The organism is Streptomyces sp. NBC_00306 (assembly GCF_036169555.1).
Lineage (GTDB): Bacteria > Actinomycetota > Actinomycetes > Streptomycetales > Streptomycetaceae > Streptomyces > Streptomyces achmelvichensis.
Genome location: NZ_CP108032.1, coordinates 5,405,807 through 5,430,230 on the forward strand (window position 1 = coordinate 5,405,807; position 24,424 = coordinate 5,430,230).

The window sequence follows — 24,424 nt, forward strand, 5'->3', positions numbered from 1 at the left end:
ACGGGCCCCGGCGCAAGGATTGCCACAGGAGGCACCCAGCATGTCCGCCACGCATCCGGCCGGTCGGAGCGAGCGTCCGGGCCGGATCATGTCCGGCGAGATGGCAGAGCAGCCCGCGGTGCTGCGGCGCATTCTGGAGCAGGGTGCGCCGCACATCCGCGACGTGGCGTCGGCGATCGCGGCGAAGAGCCCGCGGTTCGTGCTGCTGACGGCGCGCGGCACGTCGGACAACGCGGCGCTGTACGCGAAGTACCTGCTGGAGATCCAGCTGGGACTGCCGTGCGGACTGTCGTCCATGTCGACGACGACCGCGTACGGCGCGCGGCCGGATCTGACCGATGTGCTGGTGGTGACGGTCAGCCAGTCCGGCGGTTCGCCGGACCTGGTGGCGTCCACGAAGGCGGCCCGCGAGGCCGGCGCGATCACACTCGCCGTCACCAACAACCCCGACTCCCCGCTGGCGGCGGTGTCGGAGTTCCACATCGACATCCTCGCCGGCCCCGAGAAGGCGCTCCCGGCGACGAAGACGTACACGGCCTCGCTGCTGGCGCTCTACCTGTTCGTGGAAGGTCTGCGGGGCGGCGACGGGGCGGCCGCGAAGGCGCTGCCCGACCTCGCGGCCCAGGTGCTGGCCCGCGAGGACGAGGTACGGCAGCTGGCGTCCCGCTACCGGTTCGCCGAGCGCATGGTCATCACCTCGCGCGGCTACGGCTACCCCACCGCGAAGGAGGCCGCGCTGAAGCTCATGGAGACGAGCTACATCCCCGCGCTGTCCTACTCGGGTGCGGATCTGCTCCACGGCCCCCTGGCGATGGTGGACAACATCTCACCGGTGATCGCGGTGGTGACCGACGGCCGGGGCGGCGAAGCGCTCCAGCCGGTCCTCGACCGGCTCCGCGGCCGTGGCGCGGACCTGATGGTGATCGGCCCGGCCCCGCAGGTCTCGGCGGCCTCCGCGGGCTTCACGCTCCCCACGCAGGGCGTCCCGGAAGAGCTCCAGCCGATCCTGGAGATCCTGCCGCTCCAGCGGCTGGCGTACGAGGTGACGATCGCGCGGGGTCAGGACCCGGACGCACCGAGGGCGCTGGCGAAGGTGACGGAGACGCGCTGAGGGCTCTGTGCCCCGCAGTCCCGAGGGGGGCCGGCCGAGGGCCGGTGGCGATGCCGCCGGCCCCTGAAGGGCCTCCGCGATCGCGCATCAGCCGCGAGAACAGTCCCGGAAACACCCGCGGGCCGCGGCGCCTGACGGGACCCTCAGCCCGTCCGGCACCGCAGCCCGGAGCTTCTCGGCCGGTGGGTGTGCGGTCCCACGCGACCGTGTGAGAGGTCCCGGCGCAGTCAGGGCAGAGAGCGCCGTGCCCTCGCTCCACCCTCCTGTGCGGGGAGGGCGGAAGCTTTATCAGTTCATTGTGGACTAGACCATTCTAGGATGTCCATCCATCTGCAGAGCATAGTTCTTGGCCCATCCTCCACCATGACCGGTCGTTTTCCGGCCCGGGCGCCGAGGTCTGTTCGAAACCCGCACTCCGCACCGCGGGTACGCTCGCACCTGTGCCCTCCATGAACGACCTCGTACGCCAGCACACAGCCCTGAGTGAATCCGACCTCGAGTGGCTGCATCTGCTGGTCTCGGAGTGGCAGCTGCTCTCCGACCTCTCCTTCGCCGACCTCGTCCTGTGGGTGCCCACCCGCGACGGTACGCGCTATGTGTCCGTCGCCCAGATGCGGCCGAACACCGGCCCCACCTCGTACCAGGACGACATGGTCGGCCATCTCGTTCCCCGCGGCCGGCGGCCACTGCTGGACGCCGCGCTCGACGAGGGCAGGATCGTGCGCGAGGGCGACCCGGAGTGGCGCGAGGAGGTGCCGGTACGGGTCGAGTCCATCCCCGTCCGGCGCGAGGGCCGGGTTCTCGGCGTCATCGCCCGCAACACGAATCTGCTGACCGTGCGGACCCCGAGCCGACTGGAGCTCACCTACCTCCAGTCCGCGTCCGACCTCGCCCAGATGATCGCCGCAGGATCGTTCCCCTTCCCCGGCCAGCAGGTCGACATGGACGCCTCCCCGCGGGTCGGCGACGGCCTCATCCGGCTCGACGCGGACGGCGTCGTCCAGTACGCCAGCCCCAACGGTCTCTCCGCGTACCACCGTCTCGGCCTCGCGTCCGATCTCGTCGGGCACCACCTCGGCCAGACGACCGCCGAACTCGCCCCCTCCCGGGGCCCCGTCGACGAGGCCCTGGTCAAACTGGCCAGCGGCTACGCCCCGCGGGAGACCGAGGTCGAGGGGAACGGCGGGGTCATCCAGCTGCGCGCCATTCCGCTCAAGCCGAAGGGCACCCGCATCGGGTCGCTCGTCCTGCTGCGCGACGTCACGGAACTGCGACGCCGCGAGCGCGAGTTGATCACGAAGGACGCCACCATCCGGGAGATCCACCACCGGGTGAAGAACAACCTCCAGACGGTCGCCGCCCTGTTGCGGCTCCAGGCGCGCCGGATGGACTCCGTGCGCGGCCGCGAAGCGCTGAACGAGGCGGTGCGGCGCGTCGGTTCCATCGCCATCGTCCACGAGACGCTGTCGCAGAACCTGGACGAGCGCGTGGAGTTCGACGAGATCGCCGACCGCGTCATCGCGATGGTCGCCGAGATCTCCCCGGGCAAGGTCGAGTGCCGCCGTACCGGCCGCTTCGGCATCCTCGACGCCGAGGTGGCCACCCCGCTGGCCATGGTGCTCACGGAGATCCTGCAGAACGCCCTGGAGCACGCCTATCCGGCGGGCGGGCACGGCTCGGTCGAGGTGTCGGCCGTACGCGGCGACCAGCGGGTCGACAGCCGGCTGCTCATCACCGTCCAGGACGACGGCTGCGGGCTGCCCGAGGGCTTCGACGCGCAGCGGACCGGCAACCTCGGTCTCCAGATCGTCCGGACGCTGGTGGAAGGCGAGTTGGGCGGCACCTTCGACATGGTGCCGGTGCCCGCACCGGGCCGAGGGACGCGGGTCGTGCTCGACATACCGGTCCAGGCGCACAAGTAGCCACCGGATCACGGCAGTCGGGCGGGGCCGCGGGCAAGGCCGGGGCGCCCGTCACAGCAGCGAGCCCCGGACCGTAATCGATACGGTCCGGGGCTCGAATGCTGTTGGGTCTACTGCTGCGCGCTGCGGCTCGGGGGCGGGGTATGCGTACGCTCTGTACGTGCCGCCGGGCTCAGGCTCGTAGCGGTGGCGATCAGGCGCTTGCGTTACGCGCCCGGTTGCGAGCGGCGCGGCGCTTCATTGCGCGGCGCTCGTCCTCGCTGAGGCCACCCCAGACGCCGGAGTCCTGGCCGGACTCGAGCGCCCACTGCAGACACTGCTCCATGACGGGGCAGCGACGGCAGACGGCCTTGGCTTCCTCGATCTGCAGCAGCGCAGGACCGGTGTTGCCGATGGGGAAGAAGAGCTCGGGGTCTTCCTCGCGGCAAACGGCGTTGTGACGCCAGTCCATGGCTGCTACCTCTCCTTGGTATTACATGCACGTTGCTTGTGAATGTGAACGCTTTCACGAATCCCCCCGCAACGGAAGGGCCGACCGCCGGACGAACCGGCGTGGTCCTGAGGTTTTGGGAGGGGTTCTGGCGGTCTGTGGGGGCCGATCCTGCGGGCCGTCCCGATCGCCATGTAGAGATTCGCAAACCTCGGCTGCGGATACAACCCCTTCCGGAAAGTTTTTTTTGATTCCTCGGTGTCGACTAGGTCACAGCCGTACTTCTATGGGGTGGAGCCCAGCCCATACGTTCGAGATAAAGGCGGTTCGGGCCTTCCACTCACACAATCACACGCAGTGCACGGCGTACGCCTGTGAACGTCACGCTGGTGCGCAGTCCCAGGTGGTCGCCGTCCATCTGGAAGGGCAGTGGAACCTTGGATTTCAAGGTGAAGTCCGTCAGGTCGTGCAGTGTGACCGCGTGCTTACCGTGCGGACCGCGCTCGGGGCTCGACGTCAGCAGCTGGGTCGCATAACGAGCCATGGCGGGGGTGGACATCTTGGACAGCGCGAGCACGTCCAGCGCGGTGTCGAAGGAGGCCTCCGGGGACGCGTACACCGGACGATTGCCCAGGTAGGTCCAGGGGGAGGTGTTGCAGATTATGGAGAGCACGAGGTCGCTGACGGGGTCCGCGCCGGGGCGCTCCAGGGTGATCAGCCCGTGCCGGCGGTGGGGGTCGTCGAGGAACTGGCGGGCCACCTGGCGCAGATACAGGGCGTGCGTCGACCGCTTGCCGCGCTCCCTCTGCTGTTCGACCCGGCCGACCACTCCGGCGTCGAAACCGAGCCCGGCGCAGAAGGTGAACCACCGCGCGGGTGCCGCCTCGTCCTCGGTCCCCGGCGTGCCGGAGGCGAGCCCCAGTCCTACGGTGCGCTCGCTCTGGTCACTCAGCGCATCCAGGATCGCGCCGGTGGCCTCCACGGCGTCGTTCGGCAGGCCGAGCGCGCGGGCGAAGACATTGGTGGATCCGCCGGGGACGACGGCGAGACGGGGGAGACGGTCCGGGTCGGGGCCGCGGTGCAGCAGACCGTTGACGACCTCGTTCACCGTGCCGTCGCCGCCGAGGGCGACGACCATGTCGATGTCGTCCGAATCGGCCGCCCGGCGCCCGAGGTCGCGGGCGTGGCCGCGGTACTCGGTCGTGACCGCCTCTATCTTCATCTCGCTGGCGAGAGCGTGGATCAGGACGTCACGAGTGCGGGCACTGGTGGTGGTTGCTGCCGGATTGACCACGAGGAGTGCGCGCATGCGATGCAGAGTACCTACCGTGCGGTACCTGGCCCAGTCCGGGACCTGGGGGCGGGCTACCCTGCTGGGGTGAGCACCGACCAGACCCCCCGCCCCGTCCGCCTGACCGCCGCTGCCGCGGTGTCCGGCCTCGAAGGGCTGGCACTTGTCGCGGGCGGTGTCTATCTGCTCGTCATGGGCCTCCTCGGCCGGCCGGACAGCCCCACGCAGGCGGAGATGGGCGGTGTGACACTCATCGCACTCGGCGCGATCCCGCTGATCGCCGCCCGCGGACTGCTGCGGCTGCGCAGCTGGAGCCGGGGCCCCGCGCTGATCACCCACCTCATGGCGCTGATCCCGGCCTGGACGCTGCTGCGTTCCTCCGGCGCGCTGATCCCGCTCGGCATCGTGACCGCGATCGTCGCGGTGGCCGGTCTGGTGCTGCTGGTCAACCCGGCGACCACGGAAGCCCTCGGCATCCGCGGCCCGGGCGCCCACGACGCCTCGTAGGCGGCCCGCACTCGGTCGTGCGGAGGGCCCGGCACGCACTGCGTGCCGGGCCCTCCGCACGACCGAGTGCGGCTCTGCTACTCCTCGACGAGCAGCCGCTCCCGCAGCTGCGCGAGGGTGCGGGCCAGCAGCCGCGAGACGTGCATCTGGGAGATGCCGACCTCCTGCGCGATCTGCGACTGGGTCATGTTGCCGAAGAACCGCAGCAGCAGGATGCGCTTCTCCCGCGGCGGGAGATCCTCCAGCAGCGGCTTCAGCGACTCGCGGTACTCGACACCTTCCAGCGCCTCGTCCTCGGCGCCGAGGGTGTCCGCGACGGCGGGCGACTCGTCGTCGGTGTCGGGGACGTCCAGGGACAGCGTGGAGTACGCGTTCGCCGACTCCAGGCCCTCCAGGACCTCCTCCTCCGAGATGCCCAGACGCTCGGCGAGCTCGTGGACCGTCGGGGAGCGGCCGTGCTGCTGGGAGAGTTCGGCGGTCGCCGTGGTCAGGGCGAGCCTCAGCTCCTGAAGCCGGCGCGGGACGCGGACCGCCCAGCCCTTGTCCCGGAAGTGGCGCTTGATCTCACCGACGACCGTCGGCGTCGCGTAGGTCGAGAACTCGACACCACGATCCGGGTCGAACCGGTCCACCGACTTGATCAGACCGATCGTCGCGACCTGGGTGAGGTCGTCCAGCGGCTCACCGCGGTTGCGGAAGCGCCGCGCCAGGTGCTCGACCAGCGGCAGATGCATGCGCACCAGCTGGTTGCGCAGGGCCGCCCGCTCCGAGGAGCCGTCGGGCAGCTTGCGAAGCTCGATGAACATCGCCCGCGCCCCGCTGCGGTCATGTGGATCGTGGTGCTGCTGCTCGTGCACGTGCTCGCTCATATGGGCCGCCCGCTCTGCCTGCGCCTGCTCCGCCGCGTCCAAAAGGCCGTCCACCGGGTGCGGCCGCGCCTGCTGCTCCGGGATGCCGTGCACCGCGGGTGGCTCGTTCCGCACCGGACCGTCCCCGTTCCTCACGCCGGCCCGGGTCCCGCGCCGCGCTGTTTGTACAGGCTGATGGAGACCGTACGGTCGTCGGCGACCGAGGAGTCGACCTTGCCGGCCAGTGCGGAGAGCACCGTCCAGGCGAAGGTGTCGCGCTCCGGCGCCCGGCCGTCGGTCGTCGGCGCCGAGACCGTGACCTCGAGCGAGTCGTCGACCAGGCGGAACACACAGCTGAGGACGGAGCCGGGAACCGCCTGCTGCAGCAGGATCGCGCACGCCTCGTCGACCGCGATCCGCAGATCCTCGATCTCGTCGAGGGTGAAGTCCAAGCGCGCTGCGAGACCGGCCGTCGCCGTACGCAGCACGGACAGATAGGCACCCGCAGCGGGCAGCCGGACTTCCACGAAGTCCTGAGTCCCGGGCTCGCCTGCGATCTGGGACACCCTCACCTCCAAGGTGGCACAAGCTCTTTCGGGGCCGCGGGAGAAAGATCCCGAAGCCGTGGCTACGCAATCAGAACGCAGCCGGTACTGGCCCGGCGACGCTATCGCGATCCATGGTGCCCTGTCGCCGGACCCCCACTCGAGGGCCGTCACTCATGGTAAGCATATGACCACACACAGTGGCTAGAGGTCTGCGGGCCCAATTGTGAGGAACCGGCGGAGGGTTGACGTACCCAGGCTTCAGACGATCGAACCGTCCACGAAGCACCACCGCCAGTTCTCTCCCGGCTCGAAACTGCGCATCACCGGATGGCCCGTCTCCGCGAAATGTGCCGACGCGTGGCGCATCGGCGAGGAGTCACAGCACCCCACATGCCCACAGGTCAGGCAGAGTCGCAGGTGCACGGGATGGGTGCCGCCCGCATCGCACTCCGCGCAGGTGTCGGTCAGCGCGGCCGGTGCGGGGACGGGCAGTTCTGCTGCATGCGCACACTCGCTCATGATTGCCAGATTACGGCGGTGGGTGCCGGACGAGGCGTGGACGGACCGAGGGACGGCGAGAGATGGACGTATTGCCACTGGTGGCGCTGATCGCGGGCAGCGCCGCGATCGCCGGGCTGGCCCGCAGGTCGCCCGTACCCGTACCCCTGCTGCTCGTGGCGGCGGGGCTGATCTGCGCGTACCTGCCCGGAGTCCCGGACTACACGCTCGATCCGCACATCGTGCTCCCGCTGGTGCTGCCGCCGTTGCTGCACAAGGCGGCGGTCGACAGTTCCTACCTCGATCTGAAGGCCAACATCCGGCCCGTCGCGCTGCTCTCGGTCGGCTATGTGCTCTTCGCGACGCTCGTGGTGGGGTACCTCGCCTATCTGCTGGTGCCCGACCTGCCCCTGACGGCGGCGCTGGTCCTCGGGGCCGTGATCGCTCCGCCGGACGCGGTGGCCGCCACCGCGATCGCCCGCCGGCTCGGGCTGCCGAACCGCATCACCACGATCCTCCAGGGCGAGTCCCTGGTGAACGACGCCACCGCGATCACCGCGTTCAAGGTGGCGCTGGCCGCCGCCGTGGGCGAAGGAGCGAGCTGGGCGGGCGGCATCGGGGAATTCGCCCTGGCCTCGCTCGGCGGCATCGCCGTCGGCCTGCTGCTGATGGTGCCGCTCCACTGGCTGCGGACGCATCTGAAGGAAGCGCTGCTGCAGAACACGCTGTCGTTGCTCATCCCCTTCGTCGCCTACGCGGCGGCCGAGCACGTCCACGCCTCCGGCGTCCTCGCCGTGGTCGTCGTGGCGCTCTACCTCGGGCACCGCTCGTGGCAGGTCGACTTCGAGACGCGGCTCCAGGAGGACGCCGTGTGGCGGATGATCGCCTTCATCCTGGAGTCCGCCGTGTTCGCGCTGATCGGACTGCAACTGCCGTACGTCCTGGACGGCCTCGGCAACTACGGGGTGGGCGAGTCCCTCTGGTACGCCTTCGCGGTCTTCGTCTGCGTGGTGGTGGTGCGGTACGTCTGGGTCTTCCCGGGGACGTATCTGCCGCGGCTGTTGTCCTCACGCGTCCGGGAGCGGGAACCGGACACCGACTGGAAATCGCCCGTGATCGTCGGCTGGGCCGGGATGCGCGGGGTCGTCTCCATGGCGATCGCCTTCTCGATCCCGCTGACCACGGCCGACGGCGAGGCCTTCCCTGCGCGCAACCTCGTGCTGTTCCTGACCTTCACGACGGTCATCGGCACGCTCGTGGTGCAGGGGCTGACCCTGCCGGTCCTGATCCGCAAGCTGAAGCTGCCGCAGCGCGACACCTATGCCGAGACGCTCGCCGAGGCCCAGGCCCAGAACGAGGCCTCCGAGGCGGCGGACCGGCGGCTCGACGAACTGCTCGACGACAGTGCCAACGCACTGCCCCAGCCGCTGGAGGAACGACTGCGCACGGTCCTGGAGCGCCGGCGGAACTCCGTCTGGGAGCGGCTCGGCGCGGTGAACGAAGCGACCGGGGAGTCGGCGGACGACACCTACCGCAGGCTCGCCCGGCAGATGATCGGAGCGGAGCGCGAGGTCTTCGTGCAGCTGCGGGACGAGCGGCGGATCGACGACGAGATGATGCGGACGCTGCTGCGGCGGCTGGATCTGGAGGAGGCGGCGGCGTACCGCGAGGAGGCCGGATAGAGCTGTCGGGAGGACGGGGCCGGGCCGGGTCAGGGCGCTTCCGAGGGCTCGGGGGAGTCCGGCCGGCCCGTCACCACGGCGGCGATGGTGGTGCCCGGCGGGAACGCACCCTCGGCGGCCAGGGTGGCCAGACCGTAGAGCATTTTGGCCACATACAGCCGCTCGACCGGCAGTCCGTGGCGCGCCTCGAACTCATCGGCGAACGCATCCAGCCCGGGAGTGGAGCGCGCGTATCCGCCGCAGTGGAAGCGCTCGTCGAGCGTCCAGTCGCCGGTGCGGCCACCGAAGGCCTCCCGCTGGAGACGCGCCGTCTCCCCGGCGAGGAACCCGCCCCGCAGGACGGGGAAGCCGATGGCGCGCTGCCGCGGCGCGAGGCCCGCGGCGAGGCCGGCGAGCGTTCCTCCGGTGCCGCAGGCGACGGCGACCACGTCCGCCAGCTGCCGGAGTTCGTGTCCGAGGGCCGTGCAGCCGCGTGCGGCGAGAGCGTTGCTGCCGCCCTCGGACACGAGGTAGAAGTCGTCCGCGGCGTCCGGGTGGTGTGCCGGTCCATCGGCCCGCGCCTCCGCCGCTGCTCCCAGGATCCGGGCCAGCACCTGGGGGTCGTTCTTCGACCGGTAGGTGGTGCGGTCCACGAACACCAGGCGCATGCCGTCCGCCGCGCACTGCGCGAGGGACGGGTTGAGCGGCCGGGACGCCAGTTCGTCGCCGCGGACCACGCCGACCGTGGGGAAGCCCAGCAGCCGGCCGGCGGCGGCCGTCGCCCGCAGATGGTTGGAGTAGGCGCCGCCGAAGGTCAGCAGCGGGCGGCCCGCGGCCGCCCGCAGATTCGGCGCCAGTTTGCGCCACTTGTTGCCCGGCAGGTCGGGGTGGATCAGATCGTCGCGCTTGAGCAGCAGGCGTATGCCGTGCCGGGAGAAGCGCTCGTCCTCGACCGGCTGCAGCGGCGACGGCAGACGGGGCCGCAGGGCGGCGGTGAGGTCGAGCGCTTCCGGTGGCACACGGCCATTGTCACTTCAGGCGTTCGGTGATGCGTTCCCGCATGGCCTTCATGGTGAAGCCGCGCGGGTCGATCTTGCCCGGCTGCCATTCGAGGTGACCGATCACCGACCGTGAGTTCCAGCCGTGGTGGCGGCAGACGGCGGCCGCCGCCTTCTCGATCGCCTCCAGCTGGACGGCCGGCCAGGGGTCCTTGCCGTCGCCCAGGTTCTCGCACTCGAAGCCGTAGAAGTGGCGGTTCCCGTCGGTGTTCGCCTCGTTGTCGGCGGGGAGTGCCTTCTCCGCTATCACGGCGCGCAGGACGTCGTCGTCGCCCAGGCCCGCGTGGTTGGCGCGGCCGTAGCCGACGAGATGGACCTTGCCGTCCTTGGCGATGACACCGTGGCACAGCGGGCCGGGCAGGGATGCGTAGCCGTCGCGGCAGATACGGACGGTGTTCGCGGTGCCCTTGGTGACCGTGTGGTGGATCATCACGCCGTGCACCGGGCCCCACGGGCCCTTGTGGTTGCGGTTGTGCGTGCGCCATTCGCCGACCTGGACGACTGTCAGTCCCTCGTCGCGTAAGGCGTCGAGGAACCTGCTCGCGGACATGGGTGCGGCCATCGGTGGAGCTCCCTGGGGTGGGGGATGGGGATGGTGGGTGTGGGGGATGGTGGGGGGTGGTGGACGCCGGATGCGTCGTACCGGGCTTCTACCCGAACTCCCGCGGCCGGACCACTTGTTCGGGCGGTGATCGAGCCGATCCGGTCACCGGACCGGACGACCGGCTTCCGCCCCATGTGCCCCACTGGGGGATAAGTAGTCCCATCCGTTTGTGTAATGGCGGCAGCACTCTGCGTACTGAAAGGCTTTCTCTCGCAGGTCAGACCATGATCGAGAGGGAGTCCTAATGTCGGTTGGTTCGGTTGGCTCTGTCGGCGACGAGGTCCGTGAGCAGCACACGCCGAAGCAGCAGAGCCTCGGTACGGCCGCCGCGCGGAACCTTGCGACCACCACCAAGTCGGTGCCGCAGATGCAGGAGATCACCTCACGGTGGCTGCTGCGCATGCTGCCCTGGGTGCAGGTGCAGGGTGGCACCTACCGGGTGAACCGCCGCCTGAGCTACTCCGTGGGCGACGGGCGCGTGACGTTTGTGCAGACCGGCGACCGCGTGTCGGTCATCCCGGCGGAGCTGGGCGAGCTGCCGGCCCTCCGGGAGTACGGCGAGGAGTCGGTGCTGGCCGAGCTGGCGAACCGCTGCGAGCAGCGGGAGTTCGCGGCGGGCGAGGTGGTGGCCCCGGCGGGGTCGGCCGCCGACCGTGTCTACCTCCTGGCGCACGGCCGGGTGGAGCAGATCGGCACCGGGCCCTACGGCGACGAGGCGGTGCTCGGAGTCCTCGCCGACGGCGCCTACTTCGGCGAGCAGTCCCTGGTGGACCGCGACGCCACCTGGGACTACACCGCCCGCGCCGCCACCGCCTGTACGGTCCTGGTGCTGACCCGGGACGACGTGCTGAACCTCGCGGAGCGCGCCGACTCGCTCCGCGCCCATCTGGCGGGGCTCGCCGCACTTCCGCATCAGCGGACGAACAAGTACGGCGAGGCCGCGATCGACCTGTCCGCGGGCCATGTTGGCGAAGCCCTCGTCCCGCACACCTTCGTGGACTACGAGGGTGCGCCGCGCGAGTACGAACTGAGCGTCGCCCAGACGGTGCTGAAGGTGCACAGCCGGGTCGCCGACCTCTACAACCAGCCGATGAACCAGACCGAGCAGCAGTTGCGGCTCACCGTGGAGGCGCTGCGCGAGCGCCAGGAGGACGAGCTCATCAACAACCGGGACTTCGGTCTCCTGGCCAACTGCGACTACGGACAGCGCCTCCAGCCGCACGACGGCGCGCCCAGCCCGGACGACATGGACGAACTGCTGTCGCGCCGGCGCGGTTCGAAGATGTTCCTCGCCCACCCACGCGCCATCGCCGCCTTCGGGCGTGAGTGCAACCGGCGCGGGCTCGTCCCGGACAGTGTCGAGGTCGCCGGCCACCATCTGCCGGCCTGGCGGGGTGTCCCGATCTTCCCGTGCAACAAGATCCCGGTCACCGAGGCCAGGACCACCTCGATCATCTGTATGCGTACCGGCGAGGCCGAACAGGGAGTCATCGGCCTTCAGCAGTCCGGCATCCCGGACGAGATCGAGCCGAGTCTGTCCGTGCGCTTCATGGGCATCGACGAGCAGGCGATCATCTCCTACCTCGTCACGGCCTACTACTCGGCAGCGGTGCTGGTGCCCGACGCCCTCGGCGTCCTGGAGAACGTGGAGGTGAGCCGCTGGAGGTGACCCGGCCGGCGGCCGGGAGTGCGCCTGCTACCCGCGCTCCCGGCCGCCCTCCTCGGAGCGGAGCAACCGGCCGCAACCTCGCACCGGATCCCCGAAAGGACCGCACAGTTGACCATGTCGGAGGCCGTCGAGGGCCGTGAGGCCATCGCCCTTCTGGACCGCACCCGCGAGGTCGTCGATCCCCAACTACGAGCAGCCATCGACTCCCTGCCCGGCTCCCTGCGCCGGGTCGCGATGTACCACTTCGGCTGGGAGCACGCGGATGGAACCCCGGCCGCGGGATCCACCGGCAAGGCCATCCGGCCGGCGCTCGTCCTCGCCGCCACCAGGGCACTCGGGGGGAACCAGCGCCTCGCGGTGCCGGCCGCCGCAGCCGTCGAGCTGGCGCACAACTTCACACTGCTCCACGACGATGTCATCGACGAGGACCCGACCCGAAGACACCGCCCCACCGCCTGGACCGTCTTCGGCACCCCCGACGCGATCATCGCGGGTGACGCCATGTTCGCCGTCGCGCTGCGTCTGCTCGCCGAGGACCACCATCCGGCGTCCGCGGCGGCGTCCCGGCGGCTCGCGGACTGTGTGATCGAGCTGTGCGCCGGACAGCAGGCGGACTGTGCCTTCGAGGAGCGTGCGCCGAACGACGTGTCCCTCGACGAGTGCCTCGAGATGGCGACCGCCAAAACGGGGGCGCTGCTGGGGTGCGCGTGCGCGCTCGGAGCCCTGTACGCCGGAGCGGGGGAGGAGGAGACCGCGGCCATGGACGCGTTCGGCAGGGAGGCCGGCCTCGCGTTCCAGTTGATCGACGATCTCATCGGCATCTGGGGCGACCCCGACCGGACGGGGAAACCGGCGGGTGCCGATCTGGCCGCGCACAAGAAGTCGCTGCCGGTGGTGGCCGCCCTGACCTCCGGCACCACCGCCGGGGCGGAACTGGCCGAGCTGTACCGGGGACCCATGAACGCCGCGACGGTGCGCCGGGCCGCCGAGGCGGTCGACCGGGCGGGGGGCCGGGACTGGGCGCAGTTGCAGGCAGCCGACCGGATGGCCCGCGCCGTCCATGAGCTCTCCCGGGCGGTGCCCGATCTGGGGGCCGCGGGGGATCTGCTGGCCCTGGCCGAATTCGTCACCCGTCGTACCCGTTGAGGGCCCCGACTCACCGACCATGGAGGCGGGTTGACCGAAGGCGACATGGACGCGACGCGGGGGCGAGAGGCGGAGACCGATGAGCGTGGAGGTACGGCAGGCGACGGTGGAGGACCGCGAGGGACTCGTCCACCTCATCCATGAGGCGTTCCGGGACGATCCGGTGAGCCGGTGGGTCTTCCCGGACCCGGCCGAGCTCCACCGGGCCCACGCCCCCTTCCTGGCGGTGTTTCTCGACCTGGCCCTCGCGGTGGGCCGGGTCGATGTCACCGAGGACGGCTCGGCCGCGGCCCTCTGGTTCCCGCGCAAGCCCGGGGCCGCGGGGGAGGGGGACGTCGACGACGAAACGGGGGCCCGGCTGATGGCGATCGCCGGACGGAGCCGCGCCCGGGCGGAGACGGTCGGCCGGCTGACGGACGAGGTCCATCCGCACGACAGGTCCCACGAGTACCTCCAGCTGATCGCTGTCTCGCCGCAGCACCAGGGGCAGGGCCGGGGGACGGCGCTGCTGGCCCCCGCACTGGAGCGCTGCGACCGGGACGGAGCTCCCGCCTATCTGGAGGCGAGCAACCCCGGCAGCAGAAGGCTGTACGAGCGGCTGGGCTTCACCTTCACGGGCACGGCGGTGCACCTGCCGGACGGCCCGGTGATGTGGCCGATGTGGCGGGAGCCGCGGGGCCGTTGAAGTCCGCGGTGCCGTTCGGGCCCGCCGGATCCGGGAGGAGAAAGGCCCTTGCTTGACCACTATGATTGAAGCACTATGAGTGGAGTGGTTCGCCAGGTCCCGGCGGATCCTCCACGACCGAAGGTGATCCTGTCTTGCGCAAGCTCAGCTATTTCATCGCGGCGTCGATCGACGGCTTCATCGGAGCCCCGGACGGCAGCGGCGAGTGCTTCATGCAGTACGTGGCCGGGGACTTCCTGGAGTACCTCAGGACGGAAGCCCCGGATACCCTGCCCACCGCCGGCCGTCAGGCGCTCGGTGTCGACGACGTCCCGAACACCGAGTACGACACGATCATCCAGGGGCGGGGCAGCTACGACCTCGCACTCCAAGCCAAGATCACCAGCCCGTACGCCCATCTGCGGGAGTACGTGGCGTCCCGCAGCATCACCGAGTCGCCCGACCCGCATGTGGAGATCGTCTCCGGGGACGTCGCCGCCAAGGTCCGGGAGCTCAAGCAGGAGGAGGGCCTCGGGATCTACCTCTGCGGTGGTGCCGATCTCGCCGGTCAGCTCAGGGAGGAGGTCGACGAGCTCGTCATCAAGACCTATCCGGTGGCGCTCGGCACCGGCATGCCCATGTTCGCCGCGGATTTCCGGGTCGACGCGTTCACGCTCGACTCCGTGCGCGCATTCGACAACGGCGTCCTTGTCAGGAGGTACCTCAGGAAGCGCTGACCGCCGGGTGTCCTGTCCGTCCGTACCGCCATATCCTGGAGATATGGGCAGCGAAGGACGTCGGACCGTCCGCAGCCCGCAGACCGAGCACCGATGCCCGGCGTGCGGACAGCCTGTCGGTACCGTGACGAAGCGACGCAAGACACTCGGGGCGTACGTCCCCTTCTGGGGCCCCGGCCCCTGCCACAATCCCGACTGCGCGCAGAGCGCCGAATCCGGGGGCGAGCGGCCGGGTGACCCGCCCGGCCGGGCCGTCGACACCGCCTGAGGATCCCCGGCCCGGTCCCTGAGGCATCCCTGCTGTTCGGCGGCGGGTGCGGTACCGCTACAGTCCGCGCCATGTCATCGGAGTCGACGGAAGTCTGGGCGGGCTGGTACCGCGACCGGCAGGGCGCGGAAGCGGTATCGATCGCGGCGCACGAACGGCAACTGCGCACGCGCATCAGGGGTGTTGAGTACGAAGGGGCGACGTTCGCTGCCCTGCGAGCCGTCGGGGGCGAGGCGTTGCTGTCCTCGTGCGTGCTGGAGTGGGACATACCGCTGCCCGTGTACACGGCCGGCGCCGTCCAGCGGGCCACGCTCAGCTGCCTGCTGACGCTCGGCGAGCCGAAGCCGGGAGGGTTCCTGGACCGCTCGGACCTCAATCTGACCCTGCACTACGGCGGGACGGCGTACGAGTCCGGAGTGGCCAGCGGCGACTTCGATGAGGCGTTCGGCCGCATCCGCGAGCAGCTTCCCCCCGGCGCGGAGCTGGGGGCGCACGCCGCGGTCGGGGCCTGAGCCGCGGGCGTACACCCGCAGCGGGACCGGAGCACCGGCCGGAGCTCCGGGCCCGGTCAAGGCCTGAGCCGCACCGGGCTCAGCCCAGGCCCTCCCAGCCCCAGCGAGGGGTGGGGCCCGGATCTCCCAGATCCGTGCCCGGCGGCTCGGCCGACACATCACGGGCGATCTTCGTGCCCCACTCGAAGTACTCCAGCACCCGGCGGCGCAGCAGCTCGTCGTCGGGGAGCTCCTTGTCCACCGCTGCGGTCATCAGCTCCATCCAGCGCAGCCGCTGCTCCTCGGTGATCCGCAGGCCCAGATGGGCGCGGAGCAGGGACTGATGGCCGCCCAGTTCGCCGGTGAAGCGGGCGGGCCCGTCGAAGATCTCGGCCAGCCACACCGCGACATGCTCGATGTGGGTGGTCGTGAAGCCGGCGAAGACGGGGGCGAGCAGCGGATCCGCCAGGACGGCCTCGTAGAAGGTGTTGCTCAGTCGCCGCAAGGTCTCGGTGCCGCCCACGGCCTCGTAGAGCGTCCCGGTGCGCTCACTCGGATCGGTCATGGCGCAACCCTAGGTGTGAAACAGCGGAGGGGCGCCCTGCCACTTGTCGCAGGACGCCCCTCGTGTCGCGGTCCGCCCCTGCGGCTGGGGCGGGTGTCAGCGCGTCAGGAGACCTTGGCGATCGCTGCCGCCAGGCCGTTCGCCCACAGGGCGTTCACCCGCGCGCGCTCCGCGGCATTCGGGTTGGCGTTCTGGCAGGACGTGCCGGGGCCGCCGCCCGACATCAGTTCGCTGCACGGGCCCGAGTAGTGGTCCGGCAGGCCGAGCACGTGCCCGGTCTCGTGGGCCGTGACCCGGGTCGAGTTGTACTGCTGGTTCTGGCGGTAGTCGAGGAAGATGTAGCCGCGGCCGTGGCCGTCGGTGCTCGCGTACGAGCCGCGGGAGTCATTGCCCTCGTAGTACCGGAAGTCCGGGCTGCTGCCTTCCTGCAGCCGGACGTTGGTGACCGAGCTGTTCCAGATCTGGGTGCTGCGGGATATCTGCGAGCGGAAGGTCGGTGCGCTGGAGGCGTTGTAGACGACGGTCACGGCCTGCGCGCCCGGGTTGGCGGCGCGCTTCTCGGCCACGGACTTGACGACCGCGTCGAAGAACGCCTTGGTCGCCTTGGCGTCCTCGGAGGATCCTTCGTAGGCGGCGTACGACGTGTGCGCGGTGGCCGCAGGGGAGTTGGCCGTCGTCGCAGCGGTCGCGGGCACGGCGGAGAGCGCGGCCGCGAGGCCGAGTCCGACTGCCGTGGAGAGTACGGTTCTCAGGTGACGCATGGGGGGCTCCTACTCGTCCTATGAACGGGTTCGGTGCGTCAGAGTGTCGGGGAGCCGCCCCCTCGTGCGGATGATGTCAACTGCCGATAACTCCGGGGCATCACCTGTCCTGTCCGTCCCCTGTGCCCGAACTATGTGTCTGGTGTGGCAGTTGGTGCCGCCCTACTCTCGGGGCATGGAGCTCGAGGTGAGGCACCTCCGCGCCCTGTGCGCGATTGCGGACACGGGCAGCCTGCACAAGGCAGCCCGACAACTGGGCGTCAGTCAGCCGTCTTTGACGACCCAGCTGCGGCGTATCGAGAACTCCCTCGGCGCGGAGCTGTTCTCCCGTGAACGCTCCGGCTGCCGGCCCACCCCGCTGGGCCGCGCCGTCCTGAGCAGGGCCCGCCCCCTGGTGGCCGAAATGGCGGCCCTCGTCGTCGAGGCCAGAGCCGCGGCGGGCAGAGCCGGCGGCCCCCGGTTACGGATCGGATCCACCGCGAGCCGTGCGCTCGCCGGCTGGATTCGAAGACTCAGGCAGCGGCTGCCCGGCACGGACATCTCGCTGCATGTCGACGTCTCCGCGAACGCCCTGCTCAGGATGGTCGCCGCGGGTCAGCTCGATGTCGCTTTCGTGCACGAGGTGGAGGGTTGTCCGCTGCAGGTGCCGGACGGACTGCCGGTACGCGTCCTGGTCGAGCGCGAACCGCAGTTCATCTCCATGGCACGTGATCATCCGGCCGCCGCGACTCCTGTGGTCGAGCTCGCCGATCTGGCCGAAGACCGATGGATCGTCGACCCCACGGTGGACGGCGAATGGGACGGGCTGCGCAGGGTCCTCGGGGCGGCCGGGCTCAACCCGCGTGTGCTGCACGGGGATTACCACACGGCCGCCTCCCTGATAGCGGTCGGCGAGGCGGTCGCTCCCTGTCAGCCCACCTCGGGGCCGCGCGACGACATGGCGATCCGACCCCTCCGCGGAGACCCTCTGGCGGTACGGCTGTTGCTGTTCTCGCTGCCCGGTGCGTACGAGCTCTACGAGGCCGTGTACGCCGATCTGGAGAGCGCCTACCGCGAGGCGGCGTCCCGGGCGGCCACCTACCGGCACTGGCTGCTGCGGAACAACAGCCCGCTCCTGCCGGCGCCCGTGACCTGCGTGCCCTGAAACCGGGCGGGCGGGAGCGGCGACGGGATGCGCGGCCCGGCTCGGAATGGCGCCCGGCTCGGCCCGTCGGAAGCAGGCTCAGCTGGACACGAGCCGGCTGTGCCGGACACGAGCCGGCTTCAGAGGTCCGGGCTCCCGGCTCGGAGCAGGCGCCGGGCTCAGCAGCCGGCGAGCCGGTTCAGCTCGTCGCGAGCAGGGAACGCGCCTGTTCGCGCGCGGCGCCGAGCGCGTCGGGGAAGACGCTCAGGCCGTGCGCCACGAGTGCGCCCTCGTGCAGCAGCATCAGAGTGCGGCCGAGGGTGTCGGGGTCCTTGGCCCCGGCATCCCGCGCCAGGTCGGTGAAGAGCCCGAGCATCCACGCCTTCTGGCCGGTGATGAGCGGGAACGCGGGATGCGCAGGATCGCTCATCTCGGCATGGGCGTTGACCATGCTGCAGCCGCGCGTGCTGTGCTCGCCCGCCCACACGCGGGAGGCGTCGAAGACGGCCAGGACGCGGGCGTCCCGTTCAGGTCCGGCCCCGTTCAGGCGCTCGGCGAGGAAGGCCCGCCACCGTTCGTCGCGCGCCGCCAGGTACTCCACGACGATCTGGTCCTTGGAGCCGAACCGGTCGTAGAGGGTCTTCTTGGTCACCCCCGCCTCGGCGGCGATCAGGTCGACGCCGACCGCGTGGATGCCGCGTTCGTAGAAGAGACGTGAGGCGGCGTCCAGCGCGCGGCGGGCGCCCGGGGTCATGGCGATGCGGTGCGGGGCCGTGGTGCTGCTCATGACGTCGAGTATACCGATCTGTATAGTGGAAGAGGTAGACCGATCTGTATACCTGCTTCCCCGGGCGGTGCGACCGACATGAACGTCCTGCTCTCCGCGGCCTTCGTCCTCTGCTGGAGCTCCGGCTTCATCGGGGCCAAACTCGGCGCGGGCAGTGCCGACGCCGTGACGGTCCTGATGTGGCGGTTCCTGCCGCTGGCCCTTGTCCTCGCCCTGGTCTCGGCGCTCGTCGCCCGCGCGTCCTGGCGCGGCCTCACGGCCCGGGACGTCCTGCGGCAGACCGTGATCGGAGCCCTGTCGCAGAGCGGCTATCTGCTCACCGTCTACGCGGCGATCCAGCTCGGCGTCTCCAGCGGCACCACCGCGCTGATCGACGGCACCCAGCCGCTGGTCGCGGGCGCGCTCGCGGGGCCGCTGCTGCGGCAGTACGTCTCGCGCCGGCAGTGGCTCGGTCTCTGGCTGGGCATCTCCGGCGTCGCCGTCGTCACCCTCGCCGACGCCTCGGCGGTGCACGGCGTCCCGCCCTGGGCGTACGCGGTCCCGTTCGCCGGGATGCTCTCCCTGGTCGCGGCCACGTTCCTGGAGGGCCGCACCCGCACGCCCGTCGCCCCCTCGGTCGCCATGACCGTCCACTGCGCCACCAGCGCGGTCGTCTTCACCGCTCTCGCGGCCGCCTTCGGGGCGACGGCCCCGCCCGCCGAGGGCTCGTTCTGGCTGGCGGTCGGCTGGCTGGTGGTGCTCTCCACCTTCGGCGGATACGGGCTGTACTGGCTGGTGCTGCGTCGCTCCGGGGTCACCCGGGTGAACACACTGATGTTCCTGATGGCGCCGGTGACGGCGGTCTGGGGCGCGCTGATGTTCGGTGAGCCGTTCGGGCTGCAGACCGGGCTCGGCCTCGCGCTCGCGCTCGTGGCGGTCGTCGTCGTGCACCGCGGCGAGCGGCCGGTCAGGACGCGGGGGTCGAGCGCTCGTAGCGCCGCGCCAGCTCCCGTAGATGAGCGAGCAGCTCAGGGGGGCCGGTGACGTCGAAGTCGTGGCCCAGCATGCCGAGATACACGCCCAGCGTCTTGACGGAGTCCGCGCCGGTGTCGAGGACGCACGTGGAGTCGTCGAGCGCCTCGACCACCCCGACGGCCGGGTTGATGCGTTCGGCGACGGCCTCCGCCGGGGCGTGCACCGTGACCCGGGCGCGGTGGCGCCAGCCGGCCGCCGAGGCGCGCCGAGCGACGTAGGTCGCCGCATCGCCGCCCTCGGGCAGTTCACGCGGCGCGAACCGGGGTCCCGTGGGAGTTCGCGGCTGGATGCGGTCCACCCGGAAGGTGCGCCAGTCCCCGCGCTCCACGTCCCACGCCACCAGATACCAGCGCCGCCCCCAGGAGACCACCCGGTGCGGTTCGGTCACCCGGCGGGACGCCGAACCGTCGTGGGCGCGGTAGTCGAACCGCAGCCGCTCGCGGTCCCGGCAGGCGGCCGTCAGGACCGTCAGTACATCGGCGTCCACGGCCGGCCGCGGCTGGTCGGCCGGGACCGGCACCGTGTACGTCTGCAGCGTCTGCACCCGCCGGCGCAGCCGTGCGGGGAGGACCTGCTCCAGCTTCGCCAGCGCCCGCAGCGACGTCTCCTCCATGCCCGAGAGCGCGCCCTGAGCGACCGTGCGCAGCGCGATCGTCACCGCGACCGCCTCCTCGTCGTCCAGCAGCAGCGGGGGCATCGCGGTGCCCGCCGCGAGCCGATAACCGCCGGCCGGGCCACGGGTGGCGTCGACGGGATAACCGAGTTCGCGGAGCCGGTCGATGTCGTTGCGCACCGTACGGCCGCTCACCCCCAGCCGCTCGGCCAGTTCGGTGCCCGGCCACTCACGGGCCGTCTGGAGCAGGGACAGCAGACGCAGCAGTCGTGCGGAGGTTTCCAGCATGAAGTCGAGACTGCCAGCAATTCAGGAACCGAACGTGCCTCATCCTCCAGTTGGAGATCGTGCCACTGGTGCTGCGGCCGGGAGCTGGTGGTGGCTTGCGTGGGGCCGGATTCTTGATCCGCCCCTGTGGTACCGGTGTACTGATTGCTCGAACAATACGAGGACATTGCGGGGTGAACAAACCCCACTGGCGAATCGAGACGATTAGGCTTCGCTGTGGAGAAGCTCAAGTGTTGCTCAAGTTCATTGTGGCGAAGTCACCTCATGATTACAGTAAGTTTACTGATCGCGAAAAAACTCGGAATCGGTACTCGAGGTGGGGGACATGCGAATCAAGAATATTGCAGCAGCTTCGGTCACGGCGCTGGCCGCAATTGCGGCAGTGCTGGCTACCGGTGCGCCGGCCCAGGCGGCGACGACGAAATTCTGCAACATTTCGTTCGAATTTGCTGGCAACGGGTGCTTCTATTCGACCGGCGACAAGTTTACCGTGCAGGACATGCGGGCTGACGGGCTGCGAACCGTGCTGGAGTGGAGGACCACGGACGGCAGGTCCGGTGAGTGTCACGACTCGAACGGCGCCAACAACCCTCCGACCACCTGTGACTACGACCTCAAGGAAAATGAGGTCGTCGTGTTCTACCTGGAGAACCGTAATGGGGCGACGGGCGCTCCCTCGAACATGGGACAGGCGATTACTGCCTGGACTTCGGGCCGGTAGTTCCTGAGCAATCGGAAAATTGAACAATTCTGCCCCGGTGAGCTGCTCTCACCGGGGCAGGATTGTGCCGACCGATGCTCGAACGGAGGGCAGTTCTCAGGGAGAGGCAGGCATATGCGTACGAGTCGATCGACGTCGGTTTCCATCAATGGTTCAGCCGGCCTGCCCCGATCGGCCGGTGTCCTTGGTCGTGGTTTCGGCTCAAATGTCCGGCGAGGCGTTTCGAGGATCTCGTCCCAGGGTTTCGTCCAGACAGCTTCGGGTTCTCGTTCCAGGGTTTGATCCAGGTGTGGTTGTCCCGCTCCTTTCTGTTCTTCACGCATGAGCACCGGCGGCCGCACCCGTTCCCGCACCCGCACCCGTTCCCTGATCAGCCCCAACCGGCAGTCGTGCGGAGGTTTCCAGCATGAAGTCGAGACTGCCAGCAATTCAGGAACCGAACGTGCCTAATCGCCTTCTACCGTTCTGTTCATGGACACCGACACCTCCGCACAGATCCGCCCCTTCCGCATCGAGATCCCGCAGGCCGACATCGACGACCTGCGCGACCGGCTGCGCCGCACCCGCTGGGGCGCCGAGGTCCCGGGCACCGGCTGGAGCCGCGGCGTGCCGGCCGGCTATCTGCAAGGGCTCGCCGAGTACTGGGCCGAGAACTACGACTGGCGCGCGGCCGAGAAGGCGCTCAACGAGTTCCCGCAGTTCATCGCCGAGATCGACGGGCAGAACATCCACTTCCTGCATGTGCGCTCCGAGAACCCGGACGCCACACCGCTGCTGCTGATGCACGACTGGCCCGCCTCGATCATCGAGTACGTCGAGGTGATCCGTCCGCTCTCCGAGGACTTCCACGTCGTCGTCGCGAGTACGCCCGGCGTGGGCTTCTCCGGTCCGCTCAGCGCGCCGGGATGGAACAACGGCCGCATCGCCGCCGCGTACACCGAGCTCATGTCCCTTCTCGGGTACGGGCGTTACGGCGTCCAGGGCACCGGCGGCGGCGCCTGGATCGCGACCGAGATGGGCCGGCAGGCGCCGGACCGCGTCATCGGCATCCACGTCAACGGCTTCATCGTCTTCCCGTCCGACGACCCCGCCGACTTCGAGGGTCTGACCGAAGCCGAACAGGGCCGCCTCGCCCGGCTCCAGAACTTCCGCGACGACATGATGGGCTTCAACGTCATCCAGTCGACCCGCCCGCACACCCTGGCGCACGGACTGCACGATTCGCCGGTCGGTCAACTGGCCTGGATCGTCGAGAAGTTCAAGGAGTGGACGGACGCCGAGAAGGACCTGCCCGAGGACGCGGTCGGACGGGACCACCTGCTGACCAACGTGAGTCTGTACTGGTTCACGGCCACCGCGGGCTCGTCCGCGAACCTCTACTACGAGTCGGCTCACGACCCGGCGGCGTGGGCCCCCAAGGAGCGCGGGACCGTACCGACAGGAGTCGCGGTGGCGCTGACCACCGACATCGCCATCCGCCGCTTCGCCGAGCGCGAGCACAACATCACGTACTGGTCGGAGCTGGAGCGCGGCGGCAACTTCCTTCCCCTGGAGCAGCCGGACCTCTTCACCCAGGACGTACGTGACTTCTTCCGTTCCCTGGACTGAACCGCCCCGCGGGCCGGGGCTCCGGTCCGGGCCCGCGGAGTGTCGGTGGCGCCCTGCAGGATGACGCCATGACCGATCCGGAGAAGCGGGTTCGCCTGCGGCGGGGGCGCTGACGCTGCCGGCCGTCGGGCAGGGCAGCGTCGCGGTGATGTTCCGCGCACAGGTCCCGGTACGGGGCGGTCCGCAGCCAGGACGTGGTGCGGGCCAACATCCGGCGGGCGCCGGCGGAGTGACGACCGCACCCCGTGGGGCCGAGGTTCCCGGCACGGTCGGAGCGGCGGGCCCTGGACGGATGACAGGGAGGCCGGACACACGGCCGACGGGGCAGCCTCTCCGGGAGGCTGCCCCGTCGCTGTGCTGCTACATCTTCAGGAACTGGCTCCGGGCATTCTGCGTGAGCTCATCCTGCTTCGTGACGAGAACGAAGGTCGTGTACTGGCCGCTCGTGGCGCGGAACGTGGGTGCGGTGAACACCTTGTTGTTCGTGGCCGCCGTCGGGCACGCGTGGGCCTTGCGCGACATGATCTTGCGGTCGCCCGCCCGAACGGCCGTGATGATGATCTGGCAGCCCTTCGGAGTCTTCCAGTGTGTGTTCTTGGTGAACTTGGCGGAGGGGGCCACGACGCCCGCGGAGGCCTTCTTGATGCAAGGCGTCACGGACATCTGAGCCCTGGGGTTGCGGGGGTCGGGCGACGCGTAGTAGGTCCAGCACCCGCCGTTTGCCGCAGCGTGAGCCGCGGGAGCCGTAGCAACCGTCGAAGCGGCGATTCCAGCCGCGCCCAGGATGCATGCGGCCATTCGAGAAAACTTACGCAAGAGTGAACTCCCTTTTTGTTCCCGCCCTGAAGGCGGTGGTCACGGGGGACCCTAGGGGAGTTGATCAATACCTGTCATGTGATCATCCATGATCTGAGGAGATCTTGAGGTCGCGGGAGGCGGGACCGCACCACCGCTCTCGATCGTGTGCGCCCCGGGAGACGAACGACCGCACCCGGCCCCCAGGATGGGGAGCCGGGTGCGGCAGGAGCGCGAAGCGATCCGACGGATCGGATCAAGCCTTCTTGGTCTCCCAGAAGATCTTGTCGATCTGGGCGATGTAGTCCAGCGCCTTCTGGCCCGTCGCCGGGTCCGTCGAGCCCTTGGCGGTCGACAGCGCCTTGAGCGCGTCGTTCACCAGCTGGTGCAGCTCCGGGTACTTCTCGAAGTGCGGCGGCTTGAAGTAGTCGCTCCAGAGCACCGAGACGTGGTGCTTCGCGAGCTCGGCTCGCTGCTCCTTGATGACCGTGGCGCGGGCCCGGAAGTGCGGGTCCTCGTTGGCCTGGTACTTCTCCTGGACGGCCTTGACCGACTCGGCCTCGATGCGGGCCTGGGCCGGGTCGTAGACACCGCAAGGCAGGTCGCAGTGGGCGCTGACCTTCACCTTGGGGGCAAACAGGCGGGAAAGCATTGAGCTGTCCTTCCTCGTGATCGTCTTCTCAGGTGGGACATTAC

27 protein-coding genes are annotated in these 24,424 nt (G+C 69.9%); 14 read left to right on the top strand and 13 right to left on the bottom strand.

The features are described 5' to 3' along the window. The first annotated feature begins 40 nt into the window (after positions 1-40). On the top strand, positions 41-1,111 hold the full coding sequence (locus tag OHA05_RS24245) for an SIS domain-containing protein (RefSeq protein ID WP_328861700.1): 1,071 nt from the start codon (positions 41-43) through the stop codon (positions 1,109-1,111). A gap of 449 nt (positions 1,112-1,560) precedes the next feature. Beyond that, positions 1,561-3,033, top strand: a complete 1,473-nt coding sequence (locus OHA05_RS24250; protein ID WP_313948874.1) for a sensor histidine kinase — start codon at positions 1,561-1,563, stop codon at positions 3,031-3,033. A gap of 193 nt (positions 3,034-3,226) precedes the next feature. Here OHA05_RS24250 and OHA05_RS24255 read toward each other — a convergent pair whose 3' ends face one another. After that, entirely contained in the window at positions 3,227-3,484 is a 258-nt protein-coding gene (locus tag OHA05_RS24255; RefSeq protein WP_003953983.1) for a WhiB family transcriptional regulator, read from the bottom strand. A 319-nt stretch (positions 3,485-3,803) separates the two neighbouring features. Further along, positions 3,804-4,772: a diacylglycerol/lipid kinase family protein gene (locus OHA05_RS24260; protein WP_313944198.1), complete on the bottom strand. Its 969-nt coding sequence runs from the start codon at positions 4,770-4,772 to the stop codon at positions 3,804-3,806. Between the two features lie 69 nt (positions 4,773-4,841). Here OHA05_RS24260 and OHA05_RS24265 point away from each other — a divergent pair, with 69 nt between their 5' ends. Further along, positions 4,842-5,261, top strand: coding sequence for a hypothetical protein (locus OHA05_RS24265; RefSeq protein ID WP_313944197.1), 420 nt, complete (start codon positions 4,842-4,844; stop codon positions 5,259-5,261). A 77-nt stretch (positions 5,262-5,338) separates the two neighbouring features. On the opposite strand, the gene OHA05_RS24270 is transcribed toward OHA05_RS24265, so the two are convergent. The 3 genes from OHA05_RS24270 to OHA05_RS24280 form a co-directional block, all read right to left on the bottom strand. Further along, entirely contained in the window at positions 5,339-6,244 is a 906-nt protein-coding gene (locus OHA05_RS24270; RefSeq protein ID WP_313944196.1) for an RNA polymerase sigma factor SigF, read from the bottom strand. Between the two features lie 17 nt (positions 6,245-6,261). Beyond that, entirely contained in the window at positions 6,262-6,675 is a 414-nt protein-coding gene (locus OHA05_RS24275; RefSeq protein WP_018845530.1) for an anti-sigma regulatory factor, read from the bottom strand. Positions 6,676-6,915: 240 nt separating this feature from the next. Further along, on the bottom strand, positions 6,916-7,176 hold the full coding sequence (locus tag OHA05_RS24280) for a UBP-type zinc finger domain-containing protein (protein WP_313944195.1): 261 nt from the start codon (positions 7,174-7,176) through the stop codon (positions 6,916-6,918). Positions 7,177-7,238: 62 nt separating this feature from the next. On the opposite strand from OHA05_RS24280, the gene OHA05_RS24285 reads away from it, so the two are divergent. After that, complete coding sequence (locus OHA05_RS24285) at positions 7,239-8,837, top strand: Na+/H+ antiporter (RefSeq protein ID WP_313944194.1); 1,599 nt, start codon at positions 7,239-7,241, stop codon at positions 8,835-8,837. Between the two features lie 29 nt (positions 8,838-8,866). On the opposite strand, the gene OHA05_RS24290 is transcribed toward OHA05_RS24285, so the two are convergent. Both OHA05_RS24290 and OHA05_RS24295 read right to left on the bottom strand, forming a co-directional pair. Beyond that, positions 8,867-9,835, bottom strand: a complete 969-nt coding sequence (locus OHA05_RS24290) for a 1-aminocyclopropane-1-carboxylate deaminase/D-cysteine desulfhydrase (RefSeq protein ID WP_328861701.1) — start codon at positions 9,833-9,835, stop codon at positions 8,867-8,869. Positions 9,836-9,845: 10 nt separating this feature from the next. Next, positions 9,846-10,436: an N-acetylmuramoyl-L-alanine amidase gene (locus OHA05_RS24295; protein ID WP_313944192.1), complete on the bottom strand. Its 591-nt coding sequence runs from the start codon at positions 10,434-10,436 to the stop codon at positions 9,846-9,848. A 286-nt stretch (positions 10,437-10,722) separates the two neighbouring features. Between OHA05_RS24295 and OHA05_RS24300 the strand changes: the two genes are divergently transcribed. The 6 genes from OHA05_RS24300 to OHA05_RS24325 all read left to right on the top strand — a co-directional run bounded on the left by OHA05_RS24300 (position 10,723) and on the right by OHA05_RS24325 (position 15,474). Then, positions 10,723-12,147, top strand: coding sequence for a family 2B encapsulin nanocompartment shell protein (locus OHA05_RS24300; RefSeq protein ID WP_313944191.1), 1,425 nt, complete (start codon positions 10,723-10,725; stop codon positions 12,145-12,147). A 114-nt stretch (positions 12,148-12,261) separates the two neighbouring features. Then, entirely contained in the window at positions 12,262-13,293 is a 1,032-nt protein-coding gene (locus tag OHA05_RS24305; protein ID WP_328863449.1) for a family 2 encapsulin nanocompartment cargo protein polyprenyl transferase, read from the top strand. Positions 13,294-13,372: 79 nt separating this feature from the next. Continuing rightward, entirely contained in the window at positions 13,373-13,978 is a 606-nt protein-coding gene (locus OHA05_RS24310) for a GNAT family N-acetyltransferase (protein WP_328861702.1), read from the top strand. A gap of 134 nt (positions 13,979-14,112) precedes the next feature. Then, positions 14,113-14,694, top strand: coding sequence for a dihydrofolate reductase family protein (locus OHA05_RS24315; RefSeq protein ID WP_313944189.1), 582 nt, complete (start codon positions 14,113-14,115; stop codon positions 14,692-14,694). A 124-nt stretch (positions 14,695-14,818) separates the two neighbouring features. Beyond that, entirely contained in the window at positions 14,819-14,962 is a 144-nt protein-coding gene (locus tag OHA05_RS24320) for a hypothetical protein (RefSeq protein WP_328861703.1), read from the top strand. A 71-nt stretch (positions 14,963-15,033) separates the two neighbouring features. After that, positions 15,034-15,474: a DUF6304 family protein gene (locus tag OHA05_RS24325; protein WP_313944187.1), complete on the top strand. Its 441-nt coding sequence runs from the start codon at positions 15,034-15,036 to the stop codon at positions 15,472-15,474. Positions 15,475-15,553: 79 nt separating this feature from the next. Here the strand turns inward: OHA05_RS24325 and OHA05_RS24330 are convergent, their stop codons facing one another. Beyond that, the gene (locus OHA05_RS24330; RefSeq protein ID WP_328861704.1) at positions 15,554-16,018 is read right to left on the bottom strand and encodes a group II truncated hemoglobin; all 465 of its coding nucleotides are present in this window, start codon (positions 16,016-16,018) and stop codon (positions 15,554-15,556) included. A 104-nt stretch (positions 16,019-16,122) separates the two neighbouring features. Next, the gene (gene snpA / locus OHA05_RS24335) at positions 16,123-16,779 is read right to left on the bottom strand and encodes a snapalysin (protein WP_313944185.1); all 657 of its coding nucleotides are present in this window, start codon (positions 16,777-16,779) and stop codon (positions 16,123-16,125) included. Between the two features lie 175 nt (positions 16,780-16,954). On the opposite strand from snpA, the gene OHA05_RS24340 reads away from it, so the two are divergent. Then, complete coding sequence (locus OHA05_RS24340; protein WP_328861705.1) at positions 16,955-17,923, top strand: LysR family transcriptional regulator; 969 nt, start codon at positions 16,955-16,957, stop codon at positions 17,921-17,923. Between the two features lie 178 nt (positions 17,924-18,101). On the opposite strand, the gene OHA05_RS24345 is transcribed toward OHA05_RS24340, so the two are convergent. After that, positions 18,102-18,689 carry a TetR/AcrR family transcriptional regulator gene (locus tag OHA05_RS24345; RefSeq protein ID WP_328861706.1) on the bottom strand — a complete coding sequence of 196 codons (588 nt, stop codon included), beginning with the start codon at positions 18,687-18,689 and terminating at the stop codon, positions 18,102-18,104. A gap of 78 nt (positions 18,690-18,767) precedes the next feature. On the opposite strand from OHA05_RS24345, the gene OHA05_RS24350 reads away from it, so the two are divergent. Beyond that, positions 18,768-19,712, top strand: a complete 945-nt coding sequence (locus OHA05_RS24350; protein ID WP_328861707.1) for a DMT family transporter — start codon at positions 18,768-18,770, stop codon at positions 19,710-19,712. Here the strand turns inward: OHA05_RS24350 and OHA05_RS24355 are convergent. Continuing rightward, entirely contained in the window at positions 19,636-20,604 is a 969-nt protein-coding gene (locus OHA05_RS24355) for a helix-turn-helix transcriptional regulator (protein WP_328861708.1), read from the bottom strand. The two genes, OHA05_RS24350 and OHA05_RS24355, sit on opposite strands and share 77 nt — an antisense overlap. A 325-nt stretch (positions 20,605-20,929) precedes the next feature. On the opposite strand from OHA05_RS24355, the gene OHA05_RS24360 reads away from it, so the two are divergent. Both OHA05_RS24360 and OHA05_RS24365 read left to right on the top strand, forming a co-directional pair. Beyond that, positions 20,930-21,325, top strand: coding sequence for a hypothetical protein (locus tag OHA05_RS24360; RefSeq protein WP_328861709.1), 396 nt, complete (start codon positions 20,930-20,932; stop codon positions 21,323-21,325). Between the two features lie 471 nt (positions 21,326-21,796). Continuing rightward, complete coding sequence (locus tag OHA05_RS24365; protein ID WP_328861710.1) at positions 21,797-22,933, top strand: epoxide hydrolase family protein; 1,137 nt, start codon at positions 21,797-21,799, stop codon at positions 22,931-22,933. 360 nt (positions 22,934-23,293) lie between these two features. Here the strand turns inward: OHA05_RS24365 and OHA05_RS24370 are convergent, their stop codons facing one another. Both OHA05_RS24370 and sodN read right to left on the bottom strand, forming a co-directional pair. Beyond that, the gene (locus OHA05_RS24370) at positions 23,294-23,731 is read right to left on the bottom strand and encodes a hypothetical protein (protein ID WP_328861711.1); all 438 of its coding nucleotides are present in this window, start codon (positions 23,729-23,731) and stop codon (positions 23,294-23,296) included. Between the two features lie 253 nt (positions 23,732-23,984). Then, positions 23,985-24,380 (bottom strand): superoxide dismutase, Ni, encoded by a 396-nt coding sequence (gene sodN / locus OHA05_RS24375; protein ID WP_313944179.1) that lies wholly within the window; start codon positions 24,378-24,380, stop codon positions 23,985-23,987. Between the last annotated feature and the right edge of the window lie 44 nt (positions 24,381-24,424).

What these genes read in the sequence shown, in the direction of transcription:
- OHA05_RS24245 (WP_328861700.1), top strand. Translation starts at nt 41, where the DNA reads ATGTCCGCCACGCATCCGGCCGGTCGGAGCGAGCGTCCGGGCCGGATC.
- OHA05_RS24250 (WP_313948874.1), top strand. Translation starts at nt 1,561, where the DNA reads ATGAACGACCTCGTACGCCAGCACACAGCCCTGAGTGAATCCGACCTC.
- OHA05_RS24260 (WP_313944198.1), bottom strand. Translation starts at nt 4,772, where the DNA reads ATGCGCGCACTCCTCGTGGTCAATCCGGCAGCAACCACCACCAGTGCC.
- OHA05_RS24370 (WP_328861711.1), bottom strand. Translation starts at nt 23,731, where the DNA reads ATGGCCGCATGCATCCTGGGCGCGGCTGGAATCGCCGCTTCGACGGTT.
- OHA05_RS24325 (WP_313944187.1), top strand. Translation starts at nt 15,034, where the DNA reads ATGTCATCGGAGTCGACGGAAGTCTGGGCGGGCTGGTACCGCGACCGG.
- sodN (WP_313944179.1), bottom strand. Translation starts at nt 24,380, where the DNA reads ATGCTTTCCCGCCTGTTTGCCCCCAAGGTGAAGGTCAGCGCCCACTGC.
- OHA05_RS24300 (WP_313944191.1), top strand. Translation starts at nt 10,723, where the DNA reads ATGTCGGTTGGTTCGGTTGGCTCTGTCGGCGACGAGGTCCGTGAGCAG.
- OHA05_RS24355 (WP_328861708.1), bottom strand. Translation starts at nt 20,604, where the DNA reads ATGCTGGAAACCTCCGCACGACTGCTGCGTCTGCTGTCCCTGCTCCAG.
- OHA05_RS24255 (WP_003953983.1), bottom strand. Translation starts at nt 3,484, where the DNA reads ATGGACTGGCGTCACAACGCCGTTTGCCGCGAGGAAGACCCCGAGCTC.
- OHA05_RS24345 (WP_328861706.1), bottom strand. Translation starts at nt 18,689, where the DNA reads ATGAGCAGCACCACGGCCCCGCACCGCATCGCCATGACCCCGGGCGCC.
- OHA05_RS24285 (WP_313944194.1), top strand. Translation starts at nt 7,239, where the DNA reads ATGGACGTATTGCCACTGGTGGCGCTGATCGCGGGCAGCGCCGCGATC.
- OHA05_RS24365 (WP_328861710.1), top strand. Translation starts at nt 21,797, where the DNA reads ATGGACACCGACACCTCCGCACAGATCCGCCCCTTCCGCATCGAGATC.
- OHA05_RS24310 (WP_328861702.1), top strand. Translation starts at nt 13,373, where the DNA reads ATGAGCGTGGAGGTACGGCAGGCGACGGTGGAGGACCGCGAGGGACTC.
- OHA05_RS24350 (WP_328861707.1), top strand. Translation starts at nt 18,768, where the DNA reads ATGAACGTCCTGCTCTCCGCGGCCTTCGTCCTCTGCTGGAGCTCCGGC.
- OHA05_RS24305 (WP_328863449.1), top strand. Translation starts at nt 12,262, where the DNA reads ATGTCGGAGGCCGTCGAGGGCCGTGAGGCCATCGCCCTTCTGGACCGC.
- snpA (WP_313944185.1), bottom strand. Translation starts at nt 16,779, where the DNA reads ATGCGTCACCTGAGAACCGTACTCTCCACGGCAGTCGGACTCGGCCTC.
- OHA05_RS24330 (WP_328861704.1), bottom strand. Translation starts at nt 16,018, where the DNA reads ATGACCGATCCGAGTGAGCGCACCGGGACGCTCTACGAGGCCGTGGGC.
- OHA05_RS24360 (WP_328861709.1), top strand. Translation starts at nt 20,930, where the DNA reads ATGCGAATCAAGAATATTGCAGCAGCTTCGGTCACGGCGCTGGCCGCA.
- OHA05_RS24295 (WP_313944192.1), bottom strand. Translation starts at nt 10,436, where the DNA reads ATGGCCGCACCCATGTCCGCGAGCAGGTTCCTCGACGCCTTACGCGAC.
- OHA05_RS24340 (WP_328861705.1), top strand. Translation starts at nt 16,955, where the DNA reads ATGGAGCTCGAGGTGAGGCACCTCCGCGCCCTGTGCGCGATTGCGGAC.
- OHA05_RS24280 (WP_313944195.1), bottom strand. Translation starts at nt 7,176, where the DNA reads ATGAGCGAGTGTGCGCATGCAGCAGAACTGCCCGTCCCCGCACCGGCC.